Annotated in this window: 15 protein-coding genes; all 15 read right to left on the bottom strand. The window is 55.1% G+C overall.

Annotation, left to right across the window (positions count from 1 at the left end; translation table 11 throughout):
• Nucleotides 1–84: 84 nt before the first annotated feature.
• Entirely contained in the window at nt 85–408 is a 324-nt protein-coding gene (locus tag P1S59_10980; protein ID MDF1526775.1) for an AzlD domain-containing protein, read from the bottom strand.
• Nucleotides 409–511: 103 nt separating this feature from the next.
• The gene (locus P1S59_10975) at nt 512–1,234 is read right to left on the bottom strand and encodes an AzlC family ABC transporter permease (GenBank protein MDF1526774.1); all 723 of its coding nucleotides are present in this window, start codon (nt 1,232–1,234) and stop codon (nt 512–514) included.
• A 123-nt stretch (nt 1,235–1,357) separates the two neighbouring features.
• Nucleotides 1,358–1,963 (bottom strand): hypothetical protein, encoded by a 606-nt coding sequence (locus P1S59_10970; GenBank protein MDF1526773.1) that lies wholly within the window; start codon nt 1,961–1,963, stop codon nt 1,358–1,360.
• Nucleotide 1,964: 1 nt separating this feature from the next.
• Nucleotides 1,965–3,092 carry an N-acetyltransferase gene (locus tag P1S59_10965; protein ID MDF1526772.1) on the bottom strand — a complete coding sequence of 376 codons (1,128 nt, stop codon included), beginning with the start codon at nt 3,090–3,092 and terminating at the stop codon, nt 1,965–1,967.
• Between the two features lie 259 nt (nt 3,093–3,351).
• Entirely contained in the window at nt 3,352–4,533 is a 1,182-nt protein-coding gene (locus P1S59_10960; protein ID MDF1526771.1) for a pyridoxal phosphate-dependent aminotransferase family protein, read from the bottom strand.
• Between the two features lie 116 nt (nt 4,534–4,649).
• Nucleotides 4,650–5,639 carry an NAD-dependent epimerase/dehydratase family protein gene (locus P1S59_10955; GenBank protein ID MDF1526770.1) on the bottom strand — a complete coding sequence of 330 codons (990 nt, stop codon included), beginning with the start codon at nt 5,637–5,639 and terminating at the stop codon, nt 4,650–4,652.
• 133 nt (nt 5,640–5,772) lie between these two features.
• Nucleotides 5,773–8,457: a DNA polymerase I gene (polA, locus tag P1S59_10950; GenBank protein MDF1526769.1), complete on the bottom strand. Its 2,685-nt coding sequence runs from the start codon at nt 8,455–8,457 to the stop codon at nt 5,773–5,775.
• A 136-nt stretch (nt 8,458–8,593) separates the two neighbouring features.
• Complete coding sequence (locus P1S59_10945) at nt 8,594–9,511, bottom strand: branched-chain amino acid transaminase (protein ID MDF1526768.1); 918 nt, start codon at nt 9,509–9,511, stop codon at nt 8,594–8,596.
• 106 nt (nt 9,512–9,617) lie between these two features.
• On the bottom strand, nt 9,618–12,722 hold the full coding sequence (gene glnE, locus P1S59_10940; GenBank protein ID MDF1526767.1) for a bifunctional [glutamate--ammonia ligase]-adenylyl-L-tyrosine phosphorylase/[glutamate--ammonia-ligase] adenylyltransferase: 3,105 nt from the start codon (nt 12,720–12,722) through the stop codon (nt 9,618–9,620).
• A 10-nt stretch (nt 12,723–12,732) separates the two neighbouring features.
• The gene (gene mtnA / locus P1S59_10935) at nt 12,733–13,779 is read right to left on the bottom strand and encodes an S-methyl-5-thioribose-1-phosphate isomerase (GenBank protein ID MDF1526766.1); all 1,047 of its coding nucleotides are present in this window, start codon (nt 13,777–13,779) and stop codon (nt 12,733–12,735) included.
• A 448-nt stretch (nt 13,780–14,227) separates the two neighbouring features.
• Nucleotides 14,228–15,661, bottom strand: coding sequence for an Asp-tRNA(Asn)/Glu-tRNA(Gln) amidotransferase subunit GatB (gene gatB, locus P1S59_10930; GenBank protein ID MDF1526765.1), 1,434 nt, complete (start codon nt 15,659–15,661; stop codon nt 14,228–14,230).
• 583 nt (nt 15,662–16,244) lie between these two features.
• A complete protein-coding gene (gene gatA, locus P1S59_10925; GenBank protein MDF1526764.1) occupies nt 16,245–17,702 on the bottom strand; it encodes an Asp-tRNA(Asn)/Glu-tRNA(Gln) amidotransferase subunit GatA in 1,458 nt (485 codons plus the stop codon).
• Nucleotides 17,703–17,805: 103 nt separating this feature from the next.
• Complete coding sequence (gene thiC, locus P1S59_10920; GenBank protein ID MDF1526763.1) at nt 17,806–19,074, bottom strand: phosphomethylpyrimidine synthase ThiC; 1,269 nt, start codon at nt 19,072–19,074, stop codon at nt 17,806–17,808.
• 110 nt (nt 19,075–19,184) lie between these two features.
• Nucleotides 19,185–19,475, bottom strand: coding sequence for an Asp-tRNA(Asn)/Glu-tRNA(Gln) amidotransferase subunit GatC (gene gatC / locus P1S59_10915; GenBank protein ID MDF1526762.1), 291 nt, complete (start codon nt 19,473–19,475; stop codon nt 19,185–19,187).
• Between the two features lie 644 nt (nt 19,476–20,119).
• Nucleotides 20,120–20,485 carry a TIGR02266 family protein gene (locus tag P1S59_10910; protein MDF1526761.1) on the bottom strand — a complete coding sequence of 122 codons (366 nt, stop codon included), beginning with the start codon at nt 20,483–20,485 and terminating at the stop codon, nt 20,120–20,122.
• Nucleotides 20,486–20,862: the final 377 nt, after the last annotated feature.

Here is a 20,862-nt window from a genome sequence, read left to right as displayed (position 1 = left end):
GACGCCAGGAGGAAAAGGAATTTCGTATTCCGACTTAAGAATTTCGAATTAAATCAACGCTCAATCCTCAAATGGTCAAATCGTTCATAGAACGATTTGACCTAGAAATATCACTACACCGCCCACCACCATGGTCAGGATGAGGTTCCTGGTCCAGATGGCCACCACGAAACTGGCAGCCAGTGCCCAGAGGGAAGGGTTGCTAATACCGGCATCGATCGCACCGTCACGCATCAGAGCGCCTGGTAAAATTAGAGCAGAGAGGATGGCAGCGGGCAAATAGGACAACCAGCTCATGAGCAGGTCTGGCAGCCTGACCTGACTAAGGGCAAAGAGGGGCAGGAGTCGTGGAATGTAGGTGACAAACATCATGCCGAGGAAAATGGATATGAGGCGTTGGGTATCCATGTTCATTTTCCTCTGGGTAAAAAGTAACAAGTAACAGGTAACAAGGAAAGGATTTCCCTTGTACCTTGTACTTTGCTCCTTGTACTGATCATAACAGCGGCTATCATTGCCCGACTCCATCTTTAGGTCCCTTACCAAGCTTAATTTCCAGAACCAAACCAATGGTTGCACCGACGATCGCCGCTGTTATGATATTCCACGTCCCTCCCATGAAGGTGGAAAAAGCACTGCACATTCCAGCAGAAGTCACTGCCACCGCAAGCTGAATCCGGTCGGTAAGCTGGAGGACCACCAGGCCAACGAACATGGCATAAAGGGAAAACTCCAGGCTGCTCTGGAGGGCCGGCGGGATAAGAGCCCCCGCAAGCGCTCCCGCGACCGTTCCGGAAACCCAGCTGGCGTAGGCCGTATAGTGAAGGGTGAGACCGTACCTGTGGTCCGCCTCGCCGGAAAGGTAGCGCCCGATTGAAATGGCGAAGGTCTCGTCGGTCACACCCCACGCCACAAAGGGAAGGAGACCCCTCGGTGCAGCCTGGTAGTGCGGTGAAAGGGACGCACTCATGAGAACATGGCGAAGGTTTACAAAAAGTGTGGTGGCGACAACTTCAACACCTGTGGCGCCTCCCGCGAGGAGACCAACAGCGATGAACTGGCTCGCCCCGGCGAAAACGATGAGGGACATAAGGACGGTTGGAAACAACCCCATCCCCGCCTGACGGGCGAGGATAGCGTAGGCTGCTCCCATGGGTATGTAACCGATGACAATAGGGACAACATCGGCCAGGGCCCGGCGGATCATAATTCGTTCGATAGATGGTAATCTCAAATCTCAGATCTCATATTTCAGAAGAACCTGACTTGCGCCTGTTCACTCGCTTCGCTCAGGTTCCAGGTTTCACGTTCCAGGTTCCAGGTTTCACGTTCCAGGTTCCAGGCCTCCCTCTGCGTTTCAAACTGAAGTTGCGAATGTCAGAAATAGTCCCACCGCCAGCGGTATCGTAAGGTTGTCATCGAAAGGCCTGGGCAGTGCCTCGGCCAGGGTCCCGATGAGAGCGGCGGAAAAAAGAAGGATCCAACCATACCCGAACACCTCCGGCCAGACACGTGCCAGTATGGCATAAACCATAAAACTTGCCGTCAAACAGGCGAGGCTTCCCTCAAGGGTTTTCCCTTTAAAAGAGATCCTGCCCACCGATTTTCCCACAAGAAGCCCGACACGGTCACCGAAGATAAGGGGGACCAGGGCAGACAGGGCGATCGACGGATGAAAAAAGAGAAACGAGAGAAACACCCCGCCCGTAAATGCCGGTGCACCGGTAAGGCCCTTCTCCTCGTTGGGACGCATGAACGGTCCGACCAGGGTCTTCGCCAAGGCGTTCACCCGGGGGACAAGCAGACGAAGCCCCTCCGACACGAGGGCCGCGGCAAAGATCGCACCCAGCAGTAACTTGTTGAAGGGAGGGTGAATAAAAAATCCGATCCAGGCCAGGAACAAACCGCCCAGAACGTGAAAGAATGTTCTGGGAATCTCGGAACGGATATCAGCGAAGGCCATGTCAGGTTGCCAGTTGCTTTTCGTAGATCCTGTATGTTTTATAGTGCTCGGCGGAAAAAGCCCGGGTGGCACCGTCGATCATCGCCTGGTTGTCCTCCAGGACCCAGGAGAGTTCACCGTACCGGTAGTTCATATCGATACCGCCCTGCCAGGTCATGGCGAACAGGAGAGATTCGATACCTCGTTTACGGAACTTCTCCCTCACTCCAACTGTCAGGCAGCGTCCAGTCCTGATCCTTTTCCCGGCACGAAGCGCCTTGACGGTCCTGAAGGGGTTTAAGATCGTGCCGTTGAGGATCTTCAGGACGTTGTTGTAATCAGGCAGTCCAAGGACAATACCGGCCGGTTCATCGTCGACGAAAGCCAGATTAATCAGGCTGGGGATCACAAGGGGTTTTAACTTTTTCGCCATGTGACTGAGTTCGGCGTCCGTCATGGGGACAAAGCCCCAGTTCTTCTCCCAGGCTTCGTTGTAAACAAACCTGAAAATCTCGAGTTCCGAGTCAAACCGCCTCTTGTCCAGAGGCCTGACCACAAGGCCAGGTTCTCTCTCCTTGACCATTTTTACCATTCTCACGAGCCTGTTGGGCAGTTCCCGGCCCAAATGGTACCAGTAGGCGTAAAGATCTTTGGCTTTGCCATATCCGGCGTTATCTATAAGGTCCCTGTAGTAGGGTGGGTTATAGGTCATCATAACAAAGGGGGCTGACAGAAAGTTGTGCACCAGAAGCCCGCACTCCTCGTTGGTGCTGGGGTTGACCGGACCCAGGACACGGTCCATACCCCTTTCCTGAATCCATTTCTCCGCCTCCGCCAACAGAGCATCTGCCGTTTTCTGATCGTCAACCGACTCGAAAAAACCGAAGAACCCGGTCTTTTCCGAGTGAAACTCGTTGTGCCTGTGGTTTATGATGGCGGCGATACGTCCAACCGGCTGACCATTTTTTATTGCCAGGAACAGTTTGCGCTCGGCATGTTGGTAGAAGGGGTGCTTTAAGGAAAGGAGGTCCTTCACGTCGCTCTTGAGAGGGGGCACCCAATATGGGTCGTCCAGGTAGATGGACCAGGGAAAATTGATGAACTGTTTAAAAGCCTGGCCCGATTCGGCTTCGATTATCTGGAAGGTCATTGCACTTATCTCATATCTCAGATCTCATATCTCAAACACCTTGCAGTGCATTCAGATCCGTTGCCCTTTTTGAGATCTGAAATTTGATGACTTCGCAAAAAGTCATCAATGCGCCCCGCGCGGGGCGCCCAAATCAATGACTCACTCCGTAAGTCATTGATTTGTAAGGAAAGGGAAAACGACGCCTTTCCCTTTCCGTGGAGCGAAAAGTCCCGGATTGGACTTTTTGCGACTCTATCAAATTTGAGATTTGAGATTGTCACTGGATCAATCCCACCTGTTTTCCGACATTAACGAAGGCTTCCAGGACCCTGTCCAGTTGCTCATCGGTATGGGTCGCCATATAGCTGGTCCGGATGAGAGCTCTATCGGGCGGGGTAGCAGGATGGGCCACCGGGTTGGCGAAAACACCCTCCTCCTGCAGCATGAGCGCCATTTTAAAGGCCAGCATGTCATCTCCTACGACCACGGGGATGATGGGGGAAGCCGCGTCGCCGATGTCAAAACCGTAGGATTTGAAGCCAGCGATCATCTTATTCGTGTTGTACCAGAGCCTTTCACGCCGCTCAGGCTCCTGGTCTATGATGTCCAGAGCGGTACTGACTGCCGCTACGAGGGCCGGAGCCAGGCTGGCTGAGAATATCAAGGATCTGCTGGTGTGTTTCAGGTATTTGATAATGTCATCTGACGCGACAACAAACCCGCCTATGGTAGCGAGAGACTTGCTATAGGTCCCCATGATGATATCCACATCGTCCTCGATCCCGAAGTGCTCCGCTGTTCCCCGGCCGGTCTCGCCCAACACGCCCACACCGTGGGCATCGTCCACCATTAAGCCGAAATCGTGTTTGTCGCGGAGAGCCACGATCTGGTCAACGGGGCTGATATCCCCCTCCATGGAAAAGACCCCATCCACCACCACCATCTTGTTCCTGTCCGCTGCCCCCTCAAGCACCCTGTCCAGGTCCACCATGTCGTTGTGTTTAAACTTTCTCACCTCGCCCATGCTGAGCCTCAGACCGTCTACGATGGAGGCGTGGTTAAGCCGGTCGCTGATAGCCACATCTCCGCGGCAGATGACGGCAGACAATACACCGAGGTTGGTCTGATAGCCGGTGGCAAAAACCAGAGCGCCCTCTTTCCTGAAGAACCGGGCAAGTTTTTCCTCCAGTTCGACGTGGATGTCCAACGTCCCGTTGAGAAAACGGGAACCAGCGCACCCGGTCCCGTATTTCCTGATGGCTTCGATAGCGGCTTCCTTGACCTTGGGGTGGGATGTGAGTCCGAGGTAGTTGTTGGACCCGATCATGATGACTTCCCGGCCGTCCATGATGACCACCGGGTCCTGCTGGGACTCTATCATCCTGAAGTAGGGATACATCCCGGCTTCGATGATCTTGTCCGGAATGTTGTAGCTGGTGCACTTGTCGAAAATTCCCACTTGGTTCCCTCCCTTAATTGACTCCCTCAAAAAACCCTTCCCCGTTTTTTTCAAGATGATCACTCTGACAATATTGATGTTTTTTCACCTTGATCAAGAACCCATCGACAACAGGGTCACAACCATCCCTGATCCCTGTACCATTTTGCTGTCTCGGAAAGACCATCCACAAGGCCTCGGTTGGCCTCAAAAGCGATCTCCTTTTGAGCCTTTTCCCAGGAGCATACCAACCATGTTGCCACAAGTTCATTGACCTTGTCCCGGTTAAAAACCGGCATGTTTCCCGTAACCCGACCCCATGTTTCCGATACCGCTGCGACTGCTTTAAGCACCGGCACAGGTACCCTGAGAGTCCTCACCCTGCGTCCTAATGCATTGCCGAAAAGATCAGGAAAGTCACGTGCATCCACCGCCGTAGGATAGGTCAGAAAATAGGTCTCCCCTACCCGCCCCTTTACAGCCGCACTAATGACCCCTCTGACCAGATCCTCCACATGGATGATGCTGATCCTGGCCTTGGAATTAAAAATCGGAAAGATCCCCATCGATGCCAACTTAAACAGAGGGAAGATTCCCCGATCCCGGGGCCCGTAGACTGCGGGAGGTCGAACCACAACCAGGGGCAAGGGACCCATTTCCGAAAGGATCCGCTCACCCGCAAGCTTGCTCCGCCCATAATCGGTGACCGGATGTGGAACACGGTTCTCCGTCACCACTTCATCAAAATGTCCGGGTCCAATAGCCGCGAGGCTGGACATATAGATAAAAACATCCGGCGGATGCGGAGCCGACAGAGCAGCTGCCGCAACCGACCTGCATCCTTCTGCGTTTATCTTTCGGTAGGTTTCTCTGGACCCGGCCGCCGTCACGCCTGCAAGATGAAAAACCGCATCTGTACCCGATGCGGCCTCCCGGATAACCGAATGGGAGTTGAGGTCACCTTCAACGATGGTGACGGACTGCCCCTGAAGCCACCTGAGTCTGGAACGATCCCTTACCAGACACCGCACCTCGCAGCCCCTCTGAAGAAGGTGACCTACCAGGTGGCTCCCGATGAAACCCGTCCCCCCAGTGACAAAGCAAGTGCGGATTTCCCGGGAAGGCATACAAAAATTTAACACATGGGGGAAGCTATGGTCAATGAGGGGGAAATTGAAGGAAGAAGGATGAATGAGGGAGGATGAAGAATACCACTGTGCCTATATTCCTCCTTCCCTATCCCCTATTCCTCCTTCAGTCCTAATGCGCTTCCGCCCAGTTCTTTCCCCATCCCACATCCACTATCAAGGGTACCTCAAGCTCCATGACCCCTTCCATGATCCCGGAAACGAAGGCGGAGGCCTCTTGTGTCTGTCCTTCCGGGACCTCAAAAACAAGTTCATCGTGCACCTGAAGAAGCATTCTTGCACCCGGCACTCCAAGGGCCAACCCTTCGTGGATGCGCAGCATGGCTACCTTGATGAGATCGGCAGCCGTTCCCTGGATCGGCGTGTTCACCGCCATACGCTCGCCATACTGACGGGTGTTGGGGTTCTTGGATGCCAGTTCCGGAAGGTAGCGCCTCCGGTTTAACAGGGTCTGGACATAACCTGTCTCTCTGGCCTGGTCCACGGTCCGGGCGGTAAAGTCCCTCACGCCGGAGTACACCTCGAAATATCCGTCAATGATGCCCGCAGCCTCCCCCGGGGAAACCCCCAGCTCTTTGGAAAGCCCATAGGCGCTCATCCCGTAAATGATCCCGAAGTTGATGACCTTGGCCCTGCGGCGCAGTTCCGGTTCAACAGCCTGGTCCCGGGCGCCCAGGACCTGGCACGCCGTCTGGTTATGGATATCCTCACCGTTTCGAAACGCTTCCATGAGGTTCTGATCCCCGGAGAGATGGGCGAGAATGCGCAGTTCGATCTGGGAATAGTCCGCGGACAGAAGCACCGTTCCATCCGGCGCCACAAAAGCCTCCCGTATACGGCGGCCCTCATCGGTCCTGATGGGGATATTCTGGAGGTTGGGGTCGGAAGAGGAAAGCCTGCCCGTGGAAGTGGCGGTCTGGTTGAAAGAGGTATGAACCCGGCCTGTCTCCGGGTGGATCAGTTTGGGCAGAGCGTCCACGTAGGTTGACTTTAACTTTGCCACGCTCCTGAAGTCCCTGATCATGGCCGGCATATGGTGCTTTTCAGAAAGTTCCAGGAGGACCTCGTCGTTGGTGGAATACCCGGTCTTTGTCTTCTTCAACGGCGCCAGACCCAGTTCGGTAAAGAGTACCTGGGCTAACTGCCTGGGAGAGTTGATGTTGAAAGGATGCCCCGCCTCCTCATGGATCCTGCCCTCCAGAGCTCTGAGCCTCTCCCCCAGATCAAGAGAGATACGAGACAGCATCCCGGTGTCCAGAAGGACACCCGCCATCTCCATGTCGCCCAGAACTACAACAAGGGGCATCTCTACCTCATGGAACAGATCCACCAGTTCCTTCTCCTCCAAACCAGAATCCAAAGGCCCCACAGCCCGGAATGTGACGTCAGCATCTTCACACGAATAGGTGGAAGCCTCATCCACAGGAACCTCGATCATGGAGACCTGTTCACGCCCCCTCTTCGTAAGCTCCTTGTAGGTGATCATGGTGTGGCCAAAAAGTTCGGAAGCTATCTCGTCCAGGCCGTGGCTGCGCCTGTCAGGGCTGTTGAGCCAGGAGGCTATCATGGTGTCGAAGGAGATCCCTCTGACCTCCCACCCGGCCCGGTGAAGAACCTTGAGATCGTACTTGATGTTCTGTCCGATCTTCTTTTTGTCAGGATCAGCCATGAGGGGACCCAGTTTCTTTTTCACCACCTGGGGGGTGAGCTGGACCGGGGCACCCAGATAGCGGTGATCCAGAGGGATATACGCCGCCTCGCCTTCAGCCCAGGAAAATGAGATCCCCACGAGGGAAGCTCTCATGGGGTCAAGGCTGTCAGTTTCCGTGTCAAAAGCAAACCGATCCACGCCCTGGAGGCGCGCGGCCAGGTGATCCAATTCCTCTTTTGTGGTAACAGTTCTATACCCTTCCCGGCCCAGGGACTCCCTGGGGACAAGTTCGTTGGCAAGTTTCACGAACTCAAGATCCTCGAACAATGCACGCACCGCCTGGGTGTCCAATCCGGAAAGGACAAGGTCATCCAGAACCTTGTCCACCGCAATGTCGTCTTTGAGTGTAACGAGGGAAAGGGAGCTTAGCAGCGCTTCAGCCTGTTCAGGCAGCTTGTCACCAAGCTTCCCGCCCACTTCAAGATGTCGCTCCAGGAGCTCCTCAACGCTACCGAATTGGGCGATAAGCTTGCCGGCCGTCTTGGGACCGACACCCGGGAGTCCCGGTATATTATCTGAGGAGTCGCCCATTAGGGCCTGGACATGGACCACGCGGGAGGGCTCCACGCCGAACTTCTCAAACACTGCCTTTTCATCCATCCATTGGTCTTTCATTGTGTCGAGCATGACCACATTGCCTCCCACCAGCTGCATGAGATCCTTGTCCGAGGATATAATAACAACCCGGTCCACCTCCCCGGCGTATTTGCGGGCAAGGGTCGCGATGATGTCGTCAGCCTCAACACCCTGGATCCTGATGGCAGGTAACTTGAAAGCAGCAATGACGTCGTCGATACGGGGCATCTGAACCACCAGGTCCTCCGGCATGGGCGGCCGGTTGGCCTTATACTCTGGATACATCTCATGCCGGAAAGTGGGCCCCGGGGCGTCCAGAACCATGGCGGCGTAGGTGGGTTTGTGATCCCTCAGAACCTTCAGGACCATGTTGGCAAAGCCGAAGATGGCGTTGGTGGGAAAACCCGAGCGTGTGCTCAGGGAACGAATGGCGTGGTAGGCGCGGTAAATGTAGGAGGAACCGTCAATGAGGAAAAGAGTCTTTTCCCCCTCTTTTGGTCTGTCAGTCACAGTCTCTCCTGCTCGACTCGGGTAAGGGGGGAAAGGGCATGGAAGAGGGAATAGGGAAGGAGGAAGGTGGAAGGTGGAAGGAAAATCGCAGTAGTTCTATTCATCCTCCCTCCTTCATCCTTCTTCATTCTGGAATTTAAACTACCGTCACCCAATCCATGTGATTCGGGTCCTCGCCGTGAACAGCCTTGAAGTAGGCGTCCTGGATGGCTTTTGTAACGGGACCCGGGCGGCCTTCGCCAATGGCCCGGTCGTCCACCTCCCGAATGGGTGTTATCTCGGCAGCGGTACCGGTAAAAAAGGCCTCGTCGGCAATGTACAGCTCGTCCCTGGTAAAGCGGTCTTCCACAACCTGGTAGCCAAGTTCATCGGCCAGGGTGAACACACTTTCTCTGGTGATACCGCTGAGTATGGAGGTCAGGGAAGTGGTCTTGATAACTCCCTTTCTGACGATGAACAGGTTCTCGCCGCTGCCCTCGCTGACATACCCGTCGGTGTCCAGCATAATGGTCTCCTGGTACCCCGCCTGGATCGCCTCCCTTTTAGACAGGATCGAGTTGACGTAAGCCCCGTTGATCTTGGCCTTGGTCATCATGGCGTTGACGTGGTTCCTGGCAAACGAGGAGATCTTGACACGGATACCGTTTTTCAGACCATCTTCCCCAAGGTAGGCTCCCCAGGCCCAGGCGGCGATAAAGACCCCCACAGGATGTTCATCGGTGACCAGCAGGCCCATGGGCCCATCTTTCAGATAGACGACAGGTCGGATGTATCCGTCCGCAAGGCCGTTGACACGCACCAGATCGATGTGCGCCTGGTAAAGGGTGTCCCAGTCGTAAGGGACCTTTATGCGGCAAATGTGGGAAGAGTCGGAAAGGCGCTGGACATGGTCTTTGAGCCGGAATATGCCGGGCCCTTTCGGGGTTTTGTAGAAACGGATCCCCTCGAACACACCCAGACCGTAGTGCAGGGTGTGGGTCAGGACGTGGACCTGAGCATCCTCCCAATTCACCATTTCACCGTTCATCCATATTTTTGATACAGGTGCAACCATCTGATCATCCTCCGTAAAATGAAATGCGCTGCGCTCATTTCATTTTTTATCACGAGCTTTGCTCGATCGCTGACTGTTGTTTGATACTATTTGATCCCTGTCCGGTTTAGGACATTTTTTCCCTCAGCCCGGACACGATCTCATCGAACGCCTGTCGAACAGCTTCTCTTGTCCTGAGCACCTCATCCAGAAATTGACCAGCGCCCTCATCATCGTTCTGATATCCCAGCCTTCGGGCCAGAGGCATTGCCTTCCGGACGTCCTTGGGTATTCTGGGGTTGGACCGATCCTGGTATATCTGGGAGCGATTTTCGATCTCACGGTAGAAAAGGTACGCGCGGCGCAGGGCATTATACTGTTTTCCATTGACAAGTCCAGCTTCGAACAGGGCGTCGAGCACCTCCACGGTGTTGGTGGTTCGCAGGGATCCATGGACATCACCGTGGGCTAACTGCAGGATCTGGACAGCGAACTCCACATCCACCAGCCCCCCTTGTCCGGCCTTGGCGTCGTAGTGATCCCCTTCGCCTTCCCGGGCGATCTCCTCCTCCATACGACCTCTTATCCTTATGATCTCGGCCAGACCCTCAAGGCTCAGGGGTCTTGTGTAGGTAAGATCCTCGATGAGGCTGGTGATCCGCCCCCTGAACCCCTCGTCCCCGGCCACCCATCGGGCCTTGGTCATGGCCTGCTGCTCCCAAACCATGGCTTTTTCACGGTGATGGACTTCGAACGCATCCAGGGTCGTGACCAGGGGCCCTGCCTGCCCCGACGGCCTTAGCCGCATGTCGATGCGGTATAAAACCCCCTCCTCCGTGGGGCTTGTAAGCACCATGATCATCTTCTGGGCCACCTTTGTGAAGTACTCCCTGCTGCTTTCCGGTCCTTCATAAATGAAGATCATATCCAGGTCAGAGCTGTAGTTCATCTCGCTCCCGCCCATCTTCCCCAAAGCCACTACGGCAAAATCCCCTTCTTCAGTCGTTTCACCTCCGCCGGCTTCCTTCCTTGCAATGGAAAGAGATGCGTTCACCAGAACCTCGGCGAGGGTGGACAACTCGCCGTTCACCGTGATCTGATCCTTCACATCAAGGAGGTCTCCCAGACCGATCCTCAGGATCTCCCCGTTACGGTACCGCCGAAGGATGTTCAGCCCGTCCTCCAGCGAGGGGCTGGACAAAAGGATCCCGCGCACCTCCTCCACCATTGTCTCACTGTCTTTCTTAACGGAAAGATCCGTACCTCCTACGATAACGTCCAGAAGGTCCGGGTACCTGATGACAGAAGATGAGAGGTAGGGACTCTGGCCGAACAGCACTACGAGGAGCCGCACAGCCTCCGGATTACCTGCCAGCATGGAATAGTAGGAAGCTCTCGCTCCCACTCGACTGATGAAGCGATCCAGGTTCACGAGAACCGCATCCGGATCGGCCACCTCCTTGAGGTTCGCCAGGAGTCCGGGGGCTATCTGTCGGAGAAGATGCCGGCAGTTGTCAGGGAAGTGACTATGGGGGGGACCGTCTCTGAGGAGCATGAGGTTTTGGTAGGCTCCCTCAGGGTTCGCGAAACCCATTTCCCCAAGCTTTGAAATAACATCTTCCCGGTCAAGCCCCTCATCAAGAAGATCCTCCTGAGTGCCTGGTGCGCCAGGCACTGAGTCCTCGCGCCTCGAAAAGTACTTGTCGAAGTGCTCCGCCACCCGGTCCGTGACCGAATCCAGCGCACCCTCAAACCCTGCGCGGTCAGGAAACCCGTCCTTAACAAACCCCATAGACCATGCCAGTTTTTCCAGACCCTCTTTCGACTTCGGAAGAAGTTGAGTCTGGCGCTCCTCAACGAGCTGGACCCTGTGCTCGACGGTCCGCAGGAAAATGTACGCTTCCCTGAGCCCTTCCGCGTCCCTCTCGCTTAGGAACCCGTTCTGCATGAGACGCCTGAGGCTCCTAAGGGAGTTCCTACCGCGGATGGAAGGGGTTTTCCCACCGTTGATGAGTTGGAGGGTCTGGATCAGGAACTCGATCTCCCGGATTCCACCCCTTCCCAGCTTGACATCTCTCACCCCACGGAACTTCTCCCGGACATGACGGTCGATGCGATCCTTAAGAAGCCCTATCTCCCCAAGGGTGTCGTAATCCAGCAGGCGCCTGTACACGAAGGGTGAGAGACTTTCCAAAAAGTCTTCTCCCAGCCTCCTCTCTCCTCCGATAGCCCTTGCCTTGAGAAGAGCGAGGCGGTCCACCGTGCGTCCCCAGGACTGATAATAGGTTTCCAGGCTCGGCACGGAGTAGGCGATCTCTCCTGACTCCCCCTCGGGGCGAAGACGCAGGTCCACCCTGAAGACGATGCCGTCGGCGGTCCGGTCGTTTAAAAAACCCGTAACGATCTTGCTCATCCGGACGAAGAACCGATGGTTCTCCACAGCATCTTTGTAACCTCCTGATGGAGTGGGACGGCCGGTGGTCATCCCCTCGTGAGCGGTGTACAGATAAAAAAGGTCGATGTCGGAGCTGTAGTTAAGTTCCCCCCCGCCCAGTTTGCCCATACCCAGCACACAGAACCTGCTCGGCCGATTCATCCCATGCTCTGTGGTGTGGATGGGGATGCCGTGTTTTTCCTTTTGTTCCACATAAGCGGCCTCCACAGCCATTTCTACCGAGACCTCCGCCAGGTTGGAAATGTCCAGGATCGTTTCCTCCAGAGTTGCGGTGCCCAGCAGGTCCCTGACCCCGGTACGAAGCATCTCCCTGTATTTGTTCCGGCGAAGGATACGGGTCGTTTCCTCGGCATCCGGTTCCATCTCGGCCCATGTCATGAGATCGAAACGCATGTCGGCCATGGTCCTGTCATCAGTGAGCCCCACCTTCCTCATGAGCCATATGTAGTCCTCAGGTGAGCGCATGATGAGGGAAGAGAGGTAGTTACTGTACCCGAGGATGACCATAAGGGATTTGATGCCGTCGGAGTCTTCCAGAAGGGAGTAAAAATTGGGGTCATCCACTGCCGACAGAAGGCGCACCATGCGAACCAGCGCTGAGTGGGGGTCTGCGGTCTTCAGGGCAGCCTTCACTGCTGAGCGTGGAAATTGGGGTCCGAGGCCCCGGGTCGGGGACTGTTCAAGGAGGGAGGAAAGCAGGGACACCAGACCATCCGATTCAGGCAGACGGCCGCTCGTCTTTATCAATTGGACCAGTTGGTCGACTGCTGAGGCCATCAGGTCTCCGCTACCCCGAAAGGTCAGCTATGGCTTGCGGGTAGGGAGGAGTCAGGACCCCTTTTTCCGTCACGATGGCCGTCACCAACTCGGCCGGTGTAATATCGAAGGCAGGGTTATATATGTTAACCCCCTCCGGGGCCCACCTCTCGCTTCCGTAACCGGCCACCTCCCCTGGATCCCGTTCCTCGATAGGGATATCCTCTCCAGAGAAGACGTTAAAATCAACGGTGGATACAGGTGCCGCGACGATGAAGGGGATGTTGTGCCGGCGGGCCAGGACTGCGACGGTGTAGGTGCCGATCTTGTTGGCAACGTCGCCGTTGGCAGCGATACGATCCGAACCTACGACAACGAAGTCCACCTTCCCTGCCGCCATGATGGCACCTGCCATGTTATCGGTTATGAGGGTGGCCGGGATCCCCTCCTGAACCATTTCCCAGGCGGTAAGCCTGGCTCCCTGCAGGACCGGACGGGTCTCATCCACCCATACCATGGAGACCTTGCCATCTCTATGGGCGGACCGGATGACGCCCAGGGCTGTTCCATAACCGGCTGTGGCCAAGGCTCCAGCGTTACAGTGTGTGAGGATCCTGGCATTCTCCGGAACCAGGTCGGCCCCGAAATCTCCCATGGCCCTGCATGAAGCCAGATCCTGGGTGAAGATATCCACCGCCTCTTTCTCAAGAGAGTCCCGCATCTTTTTACAATCCTGGATTTTTTGGGCCTCCAGGGAATCCATAAGTTTTATCATGCGCTCCAGAGCCCAGAACAGGTTCACGGCGGTGGGGCGGGAAGCAGTCAGCGTACCCCTGGCCTCATGAACCCTGGTTGCCAGTTCATCCGGATCATCCTCTGTGTATTGGATGGCCGCCAGGGCTGTACCGAATGCCGCCGCGCATCCGATGGCTGGAGCGCCCCGGACCACCAGGTCCCGGATGGCTGCAGCGACCTCCACAGGATCGGTATATTCCCTGTAAGTTTCCACAAGGGGGAGACGGGTCTGGTCGAGGAGGATGAGGGTTTTCTTTTTTGAGTCCCACTTGATGGGCTGGATGGTGCTCAAATGATGACCTCCGATAAGAATGGGTGAGAGAAAGAGAAGGGGACAAACAATTTATCTCCCTCTCTCCCCCTCCGATATTGGGGGTTAATACATTTCCTATAATAACGGTACATGGGGTTTTGGTCCAGAACGCAGAACGCAGAAGAAGATCTCGTGTGTGCGTGGAGCGTGCATGCGTAATTGCGAAAAGCAAGGTTTGATGACTTCGCAAAAAGTCATCAATTCGCCTTGCGCGGGGCGCCCAAATCAATGACTCACTCCGTCTTTCTTTGCGGCCCTTTGGGATCCATGCGGCCTACCAGTGAGCCGCCTCTGCGGCCCTCTGCGTTAAAGCTTTAGGTCGCCTTTACAGAAAAGCCGGAGCTTTCGCTCCGGCCTGTGCCTTATCTGATTACCGATCACTGATCACCGATCACTAACTTGTCAGTGAAATCCTGGATCAGTTTTTCAATAGTTTTCTAAGCATTTCATTTACAACTTTCGGATTAGCTTTACCTTTACTTGCCTTCATAACCTGGCCCACGAAAAAGCCCAGGACCTTATCGTTCCCATCTTTATATTGCTGGACCTGGTCGGGGTTGGCGTCCAGGATCTTCTGGACCTCCTCCTCGATGGCCCCTGCATCTGATACCTGGGCCAGGCCCTTTTCTTCAACAACAGCCATCGGGTCCCTGCCGGAGTCAAACACCTCCTCGAACACCTGCTTGGCTGCGGAACCTGATATGGTGCCCCCGTCCACGAGGCCGATGATCTCGGCCAATTGCATCGGTGTGATCTTCGCAACCTCATGGCCTTTATCCTTTACCATGCGTGCGAACTCTCCCATGACCCAGTTGCTGGCCTTCTTGGGGTCTGCCCCTGCCGCCACCGTCTCCTCGAAGAAGAGTGCTGTGGCGGAATCGGCGGTGATCACCTCGGCATCATACTCCGGGATACCCATCTCACCCACGTAGCGCTGCAGCTTTTCACTGCGAAGCTCGGGCAGCTGCTCCCTGATCCTGTCGATCCACGCATCGTCAGTGCGGATGGGAACCAGGTCCGGCTCCGGGAAGTACCGGTAGTCGTGGGCCTCTTCCTTGCCCCGCATGGACACTGTCACGCCCTTATCCGAATCAAAAAGACGCGTCTCCTGGATGACCTGTCCGCCGCTTTCGATGAGGTCTATCTGTCTGTCGATCTCGTACTCCAGTGCCTGCTGAAGAAAGCGGAAGGAGTTCATATTCTTGATCTCGGCGCGGGTGCCGAAGGTATCGGAACCTTCCGGCATCACCGAGATGTTGGCGTCACAGCGCAGGCTGCCCTCCTCCAGGTTCCCGTCACACACACCCAGGTACACAACGATGTCCCGGATAGCCTGCATATAGGCCCTGGCCTCTTCAGGGGAACGGATGTCCGGCTCGCTGACGATCTCCATGAGGGGAACACAGGCCCGGTTAAGATCCACAAAGCTTGCCCTGGACGAATCCAAGGCCCCCACGTGTACCAGCTTTCCGGCGTCCTCTTCCATGTGGATCCGGGTTATACCGATGCGTTTGGTCTTCCCGTCCACGGTGATGTCCACCCAGCCGCCCTCGCAGATGGGCGCCTCGAACTGGCTGACCTGGTAACCTTTGGGAAGGTCCGGATAGAAGTAGTTCTTTCTGGCAAAGATACTCTCGGTGGCGATGCGGCAGTTGGTGGCCAGCCCCATCATGATGGTGAAATCCACGACTTTGCGGTTGAGCACCGGAAGCACTCCCGGCATCCCCAGGCACACCGGGCAGGTGTGGGTGTTGGGTTCGGCGCCGAACAGCGTGGAGCAGCCGCAGAAGATCTTGCTGTTGGTCTTTAACTGGGCGTGGACCTCAAGGCCCATAACGGGAATGTACTTCATAAAAACTCCTGGTCAAATATCCAAGACCCAAAATCCAAAAAACTAATCCACCACAGGGTACACAGGGTTTCACTGGGTTAAATCGAGTAATAACTTTAAAAACTTCAATTTTTTCACCACCCGTTCGTCACGTCAGAAATGTAACTCACTAGCAGACCGAGAGATCACCCTTCGACAAACTCAGGGTAAGCTGAGAACACCAGAAGGAGTGCGGCTGTTCCCTTCACCGGAGCTGTTTGAGCTTTACGACTCGGGATTGAAATGTATTTCTATCCCGCTCGGCAAAGCTCGGTCAGCTGATTTCCAGGGAATCCTTCTCCCGCCGGGAGAAGTCGGGTGAAGGGAATAGGTCATACCCTGTGAAACCCCGTGGTGCAGCCTTCAGGTGGCTGCGCTGTGGTAAATTAGCTTTCATCGCTTATATATTAATAGTGCTTTATTTCCAGATCAGGCTTTTCTCAGTGCTCTCAGTGTCCTCAGTGGTAAAAAACATCGCTGTTATAAAAACCGTTGTTTAACCCGGCACGAATTATCCGGAAGAACCTAATTTCTCAAGCATTAGATCTCAGGTCTTGGGTCCCGCTCAAAGAGGACATTCCTCGAGCGCTCCTCTTTCTTGTTCATATGCATAGGCCACGTTGAGGAGAGTTTCCTCCTTGAACGCCGGCCCTATGAGGTGCACCCCTACCGGAAGCCCACCCTTCGTTACCCCACAGGGAACCGAAAGGGCCGCGTTACCGGCGATGTTCACCGGTATAGTGCATATGTCGGACAGGTACATCGTCAGGGGATCATCCATCTTGTCATCCAAGGGAAAAGCGGGAGAGGGAGCAGTGGGAGAGAGGAGCACATCCGCCCTGGTGAAGGCCTCTTCCATTTCCCTTCCGATCATGGTCCGCACCCGCTGAGCCTTACCATAGTAAGCGTCGTAATACCCGGAGGAAAGGGCGAATGTACCCAGCATGATCCGTCTTTTCACTTCAGGGCCGAAACCGCGGCTTCGGGTCTTCCGGTACATTTCAATGAGTCCATCGGCGTCCATTGCACGCACCCCGTACCTGACGCCGTCATAGCGCGCAAGGTTGGAGGAGGCCTCCGCCGGGGCAATAATGTAGTAGGTAGCCACTGCGTATTTTGTACTTGGAAGAGAGACCGGGACCAGCTTCGCTCCCCTTGCTTCGAGAGCTGCTGCCGCCTGGCGTACCAGATCCTCTACGTCCTGTTCTATACCTTCTCCGAAGTATTCCTCAGGCAGCCCTATGGTCATCCCCTTAACATCACCATCAAGCAGGGAGGGGTAGTCGGGTACCGGCAGGTCGGCCGAGGTGCTGTCGGCAGGGTCGTGACCGGCAATTTTATTTAGCAGGATCGCACAGTCAGTGACGTCCCGAGTGAGCGGTCCCACCTGGTCCAGAGAGGAGGCAAAGGCGATGACACCGTAACGGCTCACCCTGCCGTAGGTGGGTTTCATACCCACGATACCACAGTGAGAGGCCGGCTGGCGGATGGAGCCCCCCGTATCGGTGCCCAGGGTGCAGATAGCCTCCCCGGCAGCCACAGCGGCGGCCGATCCACCGGAAGAACCTCCAGGCACCCTTTTGGTATCCCAGGGGTTGTAGGTAGGGTGAAAACCGGAATTTTCCGTGGACGACCCCATGGCGAACTCATCCATGTTCAGTTTACCGGTGATCACAGCTCCGGACTGGCGAAGGCGGGAGATGACCGTCCCGTCGTAGGGCGCTATGAAGTTGTCCAGGATCTTCGAACCTGCGGTGGTCCTCACCCCCTCGGTGAGAAAAATATCCTTGACCCCAACGGGGATGCCGTCAAGAGCACCCAGGGAATCACCCCTTCGGAAACGGTCATCGGCCTGTCCGGCCGACTCCATTGCCTGCTCCCGGGTGAGGGTGAGGTAGGAACGTACCTTATCCTCCACCTCGTCTATGCGGGAGTAGACGCTCTCGGTAAGTTCGGTAGAGGTCGTTTCCCCGGACTTGAGCATATCGTGGAGTTCGTGAATAGTTTTGCTGTAAAGTGTCATATCTTTCCTTGATTTTGAGCAGGAGTTCAGAATTCAGAATCCAGCAGATCAAAAATGCGGGTTAGCTTAACTGTATTCTGGCTCCTGGCTCCTGGCTCCTGGTTTAGCTAAATACTTTCATCGCGCAAAGCTTGCCACACATACTGCATTCTTCGGCCATCTGAACCTTCTCACCAAGACGCTCTCTCACCTCTACCGGATCCAGAGCGTGGGAGATCTGTCCTTCCCAGTCCAGTGAGGCACGGCACTTCGACATGGCCAGATCACGCTCCCAGGCCGCCTTGTTGCCCCGTGAGATATCCACAGCGTGAGCGGCGATCCTCGAGGCCATGACCCCCCTCCTGACGTCGTCAACATTGGGCAGGGAAAGGTGCTCCGCCGGGGTGACGTAGCAGAGGAAATCTGCTCCCGCCATTCCTGCGATAGCTCCTCCGATGGCGCCCGTGATGTGGTCGTAACCGGCACCGATATCGGTAACCAGGGGCCCCAGGATGTAGAAAGGGGCACCGTGGCACAGGCGTTTCTGAAGGACTACATTAGCCTGGATCTGGTGGAGAGGAACGTGGCCCGGACCCTCGACGATGACCTGGACACCCGCGTCCCACGCCCGTTTGGTGAGCTCTCCAAGGATGATCAGTTCCTTCAGCTGGGCAGGATCTGTAGCATCCGCGAGGCAGCCAGGCCTGAGACCGTCTCCAAGGCTAATGGTAACATCGTGCTCCCGAAGGATCTCGAGAAGCTCGTCGTACCGCTCGTAGAGGGGATTTTCTTTCCCTTCCCTCTCCATCCAAGCAGCCAGCATGGATCCGCCGCGGCTGACGATGCGAGTCACCCGGCCGGTCTTTCGGACTATTTCCACCGCCGAGCGGGTCACACCGCAGTGAACGGTGACAAAATCCACCCCATCCTCGGCGTGCCGGCGCACAGCGTCCATCATATCGTCGCCGGTGAGGAGGGTCGGATCCCCCTTGGCCTCGTAGGCCCTGACTGCAGCGTCGTAGATGGGTACTGTCCCAACGGGGATGGTGGATCGCCTGACCACCTCGCGGCGCAGTTCATCCATGTCCCCCCCGGTGGAAAGATCCATGACGGCATCAGCTCCAGCCTGGATACATGCTTCAAGCTTCTTAAGCTCCAGTTCCGGATCGTTGCACGCCAGACTGGTACCGAGGTTAGCGTTGACCTTGACCGTAAAGGGTCCGCCCACACCACGGGGTTCAAGAGCCTTATGCCCAGGGTTGGCCGGAATGGCTATGACCCCGGAAGCCAGAAGCTCCACAACCTTTTGCTCATCGACATCTTCATATGCGGCCACATGGCGCATGACATCTGTGACACGTCCTTCCAGTGCTGCTATTCTCTGCGTTGACATTGTTGATTCTCTCCCTGAAATGTTCCGGCATTCAGAACTCAATAGTCAGTATTCAGAAGGGCTGATCCACGCTCTGGATTCTGAATTCTGGATTCTGGATTCCTTCTAAATTAGTCTTCAATTATTCTGGGCACCTTAAAAGCAGTCCCTTCCTTCGCCGGCGCGTTGGCAAGTCCCTTTTCCACCGGAAGGGAAGGTTTCACCTCATCATCACGCATAACGTTAACCATTTCGATAACGTGGGAGGTCGGCGGTACATCAGACAGCTCCAGTTCGTCAAGAAGTCCTATGTAGCCGAGGATATCCCCCAGTTGGGCCTGCATCCTGCCCGCCTCTTCTCCAGTAAGATCCAATCTGGCCAGACGCGCCACGTGATCAACAAGTTCCTGTGTGATTTTCAACGTTTTCCTCCTGGATCAACCGCCAATATACCCTTGCCAAACAAGGCTATAGGTCAGTTTAAAACGATAACAGAGAGGGGAAGTTAACATAGAAATAATCATTAATGAAGGTTTGATGTTTGCAGTTTGAGGTTTGTTGTTTGATGACTTCGCAAAAAGTCATCAATGCGCCCCGCGCGGGGCGCCCAAATCAATGACTCGCACCGTAAGTCATTGATTTGTAAGGAAAGGGGAAACGACGCTTTTCCCTTTCCGTGGAGCGAAAAATCCCGGATTAGACTTTTTGCGACCCTGTCTTGTTTGAAGTTTGAAATTTTAGTCTTGGAATTGGAAGAAAACCTTCCGCGGAGCAGAAAAACAAGACCTGATAATAGAAACTACAATTGCTATATATACCATGTTTTTTACCGAAGGGTACTCAGCGCGGCCAACTGAAGGCCGCATCGCAAGGTTAGCCGGAGGAAGGCTTAAATCTCCGTGATGGCGTGGTGGCTATGAAAGCTCGACGCTACCGCGTTTCGGATTCCGGGTTTCACTTCAAACCGTAAACCTTTCGGCGCGCTTTGCTTGCTCAAGGCAGGCACTAAACTTCAAACTCATCCTTTGCCTATTCGCCAAGTCGCTCAGTCAAATGTTTCCCCGCGTCACCGTGTCTCCGGGTCCCCGCGTCCGTCTCTTCCCCCCTTCCCTTCTTCATGTTCTGAAAAAAACCGGTCCAGCTTCTCCTGATCCCCCGGTTCCATCTCATCGAAACGAACACCCATCCCGGGCTTATCGCTGCTCACCGGATCCCTGACCCAGGCAACGGTTCCAGTGGCTAACAGGGACTCACTGATCCCAGGGACGTGAAAACAGACCTTGAGTCGGGTGTTTACCCCCAGCGGGTTGGTGGTTCCGATAAATACGCCTCCACCGCTAATATCAGACAGAAAACTGGACACAAAATCGTCTCCTGATTCGTAGGTGATCTCAAGGGAGATAAGAATCCTCGGTCTTTCTCGTTTATCCATGGCGCATTGGCTCCTTTCACCGATCATGGTACCAGACCAGCTGTTTTGCCCCGGCAGCGGATGACGAATAACAGCACCCGGTTAGAAGTTCATCCCATTCTCGAAAATTGAAATATCCTTCGAAGGGTTTCACCAGCAGCGTATTAAACGCCTGATGTCTGATGTCGATACTTTTTAGCATATCCATCCTCGGATAGTCTATTATCCAATATGTCCTTGATTCACTGAAACTGGTTAAAAGAAGGTTCCATGAAGAAGGTTTGAGGTATAGGGTTGATGACTTCGTAAAAAGTCATCAATGCGCCCCGAGGGGGGCGCCCAAATCAATGACTGCGGATGTAAGTCATTGATTTGTAAGGAAAGTGAAAATGACACTT

The organism is bacterium (genome assembly GCA_029210965.1).
Lineage (GTDB): Bacteria > BMS3Abin14 > BMS3Abin14 > BMS3Abin14 > BMS3Abin14 > JALHUC01.
Note: the sequence above shows the minus strand (reverse complement) of the source record. Positions and strands in the feature narration are given on the sequence as shown.

Coding starts and splice junctions, on each gene's coding strand:
- P1S59_10980 (MDF1526775.1), bottom strand. CDS start 408: ATGGATACCCAACGCCTCATATCCATTTTCCTCGGCATGATGTTTGTC.
- P1S59_10970 (MDF1526773.1), bottom strand. CDS start 1,963: ATGGCCTTCGCTGATATCCGTTCCGAGATTCCCAGAACATTCTTTCAC.
- P1S59_10965 (MDF1526772.1), bottom strand. CDS start 3,092: ATGACCTTCCAGATAATCGAAGCCGAATCGGGCCAGGCTTTTAAACAG.
- P1S59_10955 (MDF1526770.1), bottom strand. CDS start 5,639: ATGCCTTCCCGGGAAATCCGCACTTGCTTTGTCACTGGGGGGACGGGT.
- P1S59_10945 (MDF1526768.1), bottom strand. CDS start 9,511: ATGGTTGCACCTGTATCAAAAATATGGATGAACGGTGAAATGGTGAAT.
- glnE (MDF1526767.1), bottom strand. CDS start 12,722: ATGGCCTCAGCAGTCGACCAACTGGTCCAATTGATAAAGACGAGCGGC.
- gatB (MDF1526765.1), bottom strand. CDS start 15,661: ATGAAGTACATTCCCGTTATGGGCCTTGAGGTCCACGCCCAGTTAAAG.
- gatA (MDF1526764.1), bottom strand. CDS start 17,702: ATGACACTTTACAGCAAAACTATTCACGAACTCCACGATATGCTCAAG.
- thiC (MDF1526763.1), bottom strand. CDS start 19,074: ATGTCAACGCAGAGAATAGCAGCACTGGAAGGACGTGTCACAGATGTC.
- P1S59_10910 (MDF1526761.1), bottom strand. CDS start 20,485: ATGGATAAACGAGAAAGACCGAGGATTCTTATCTCCCTTGAGATCACC.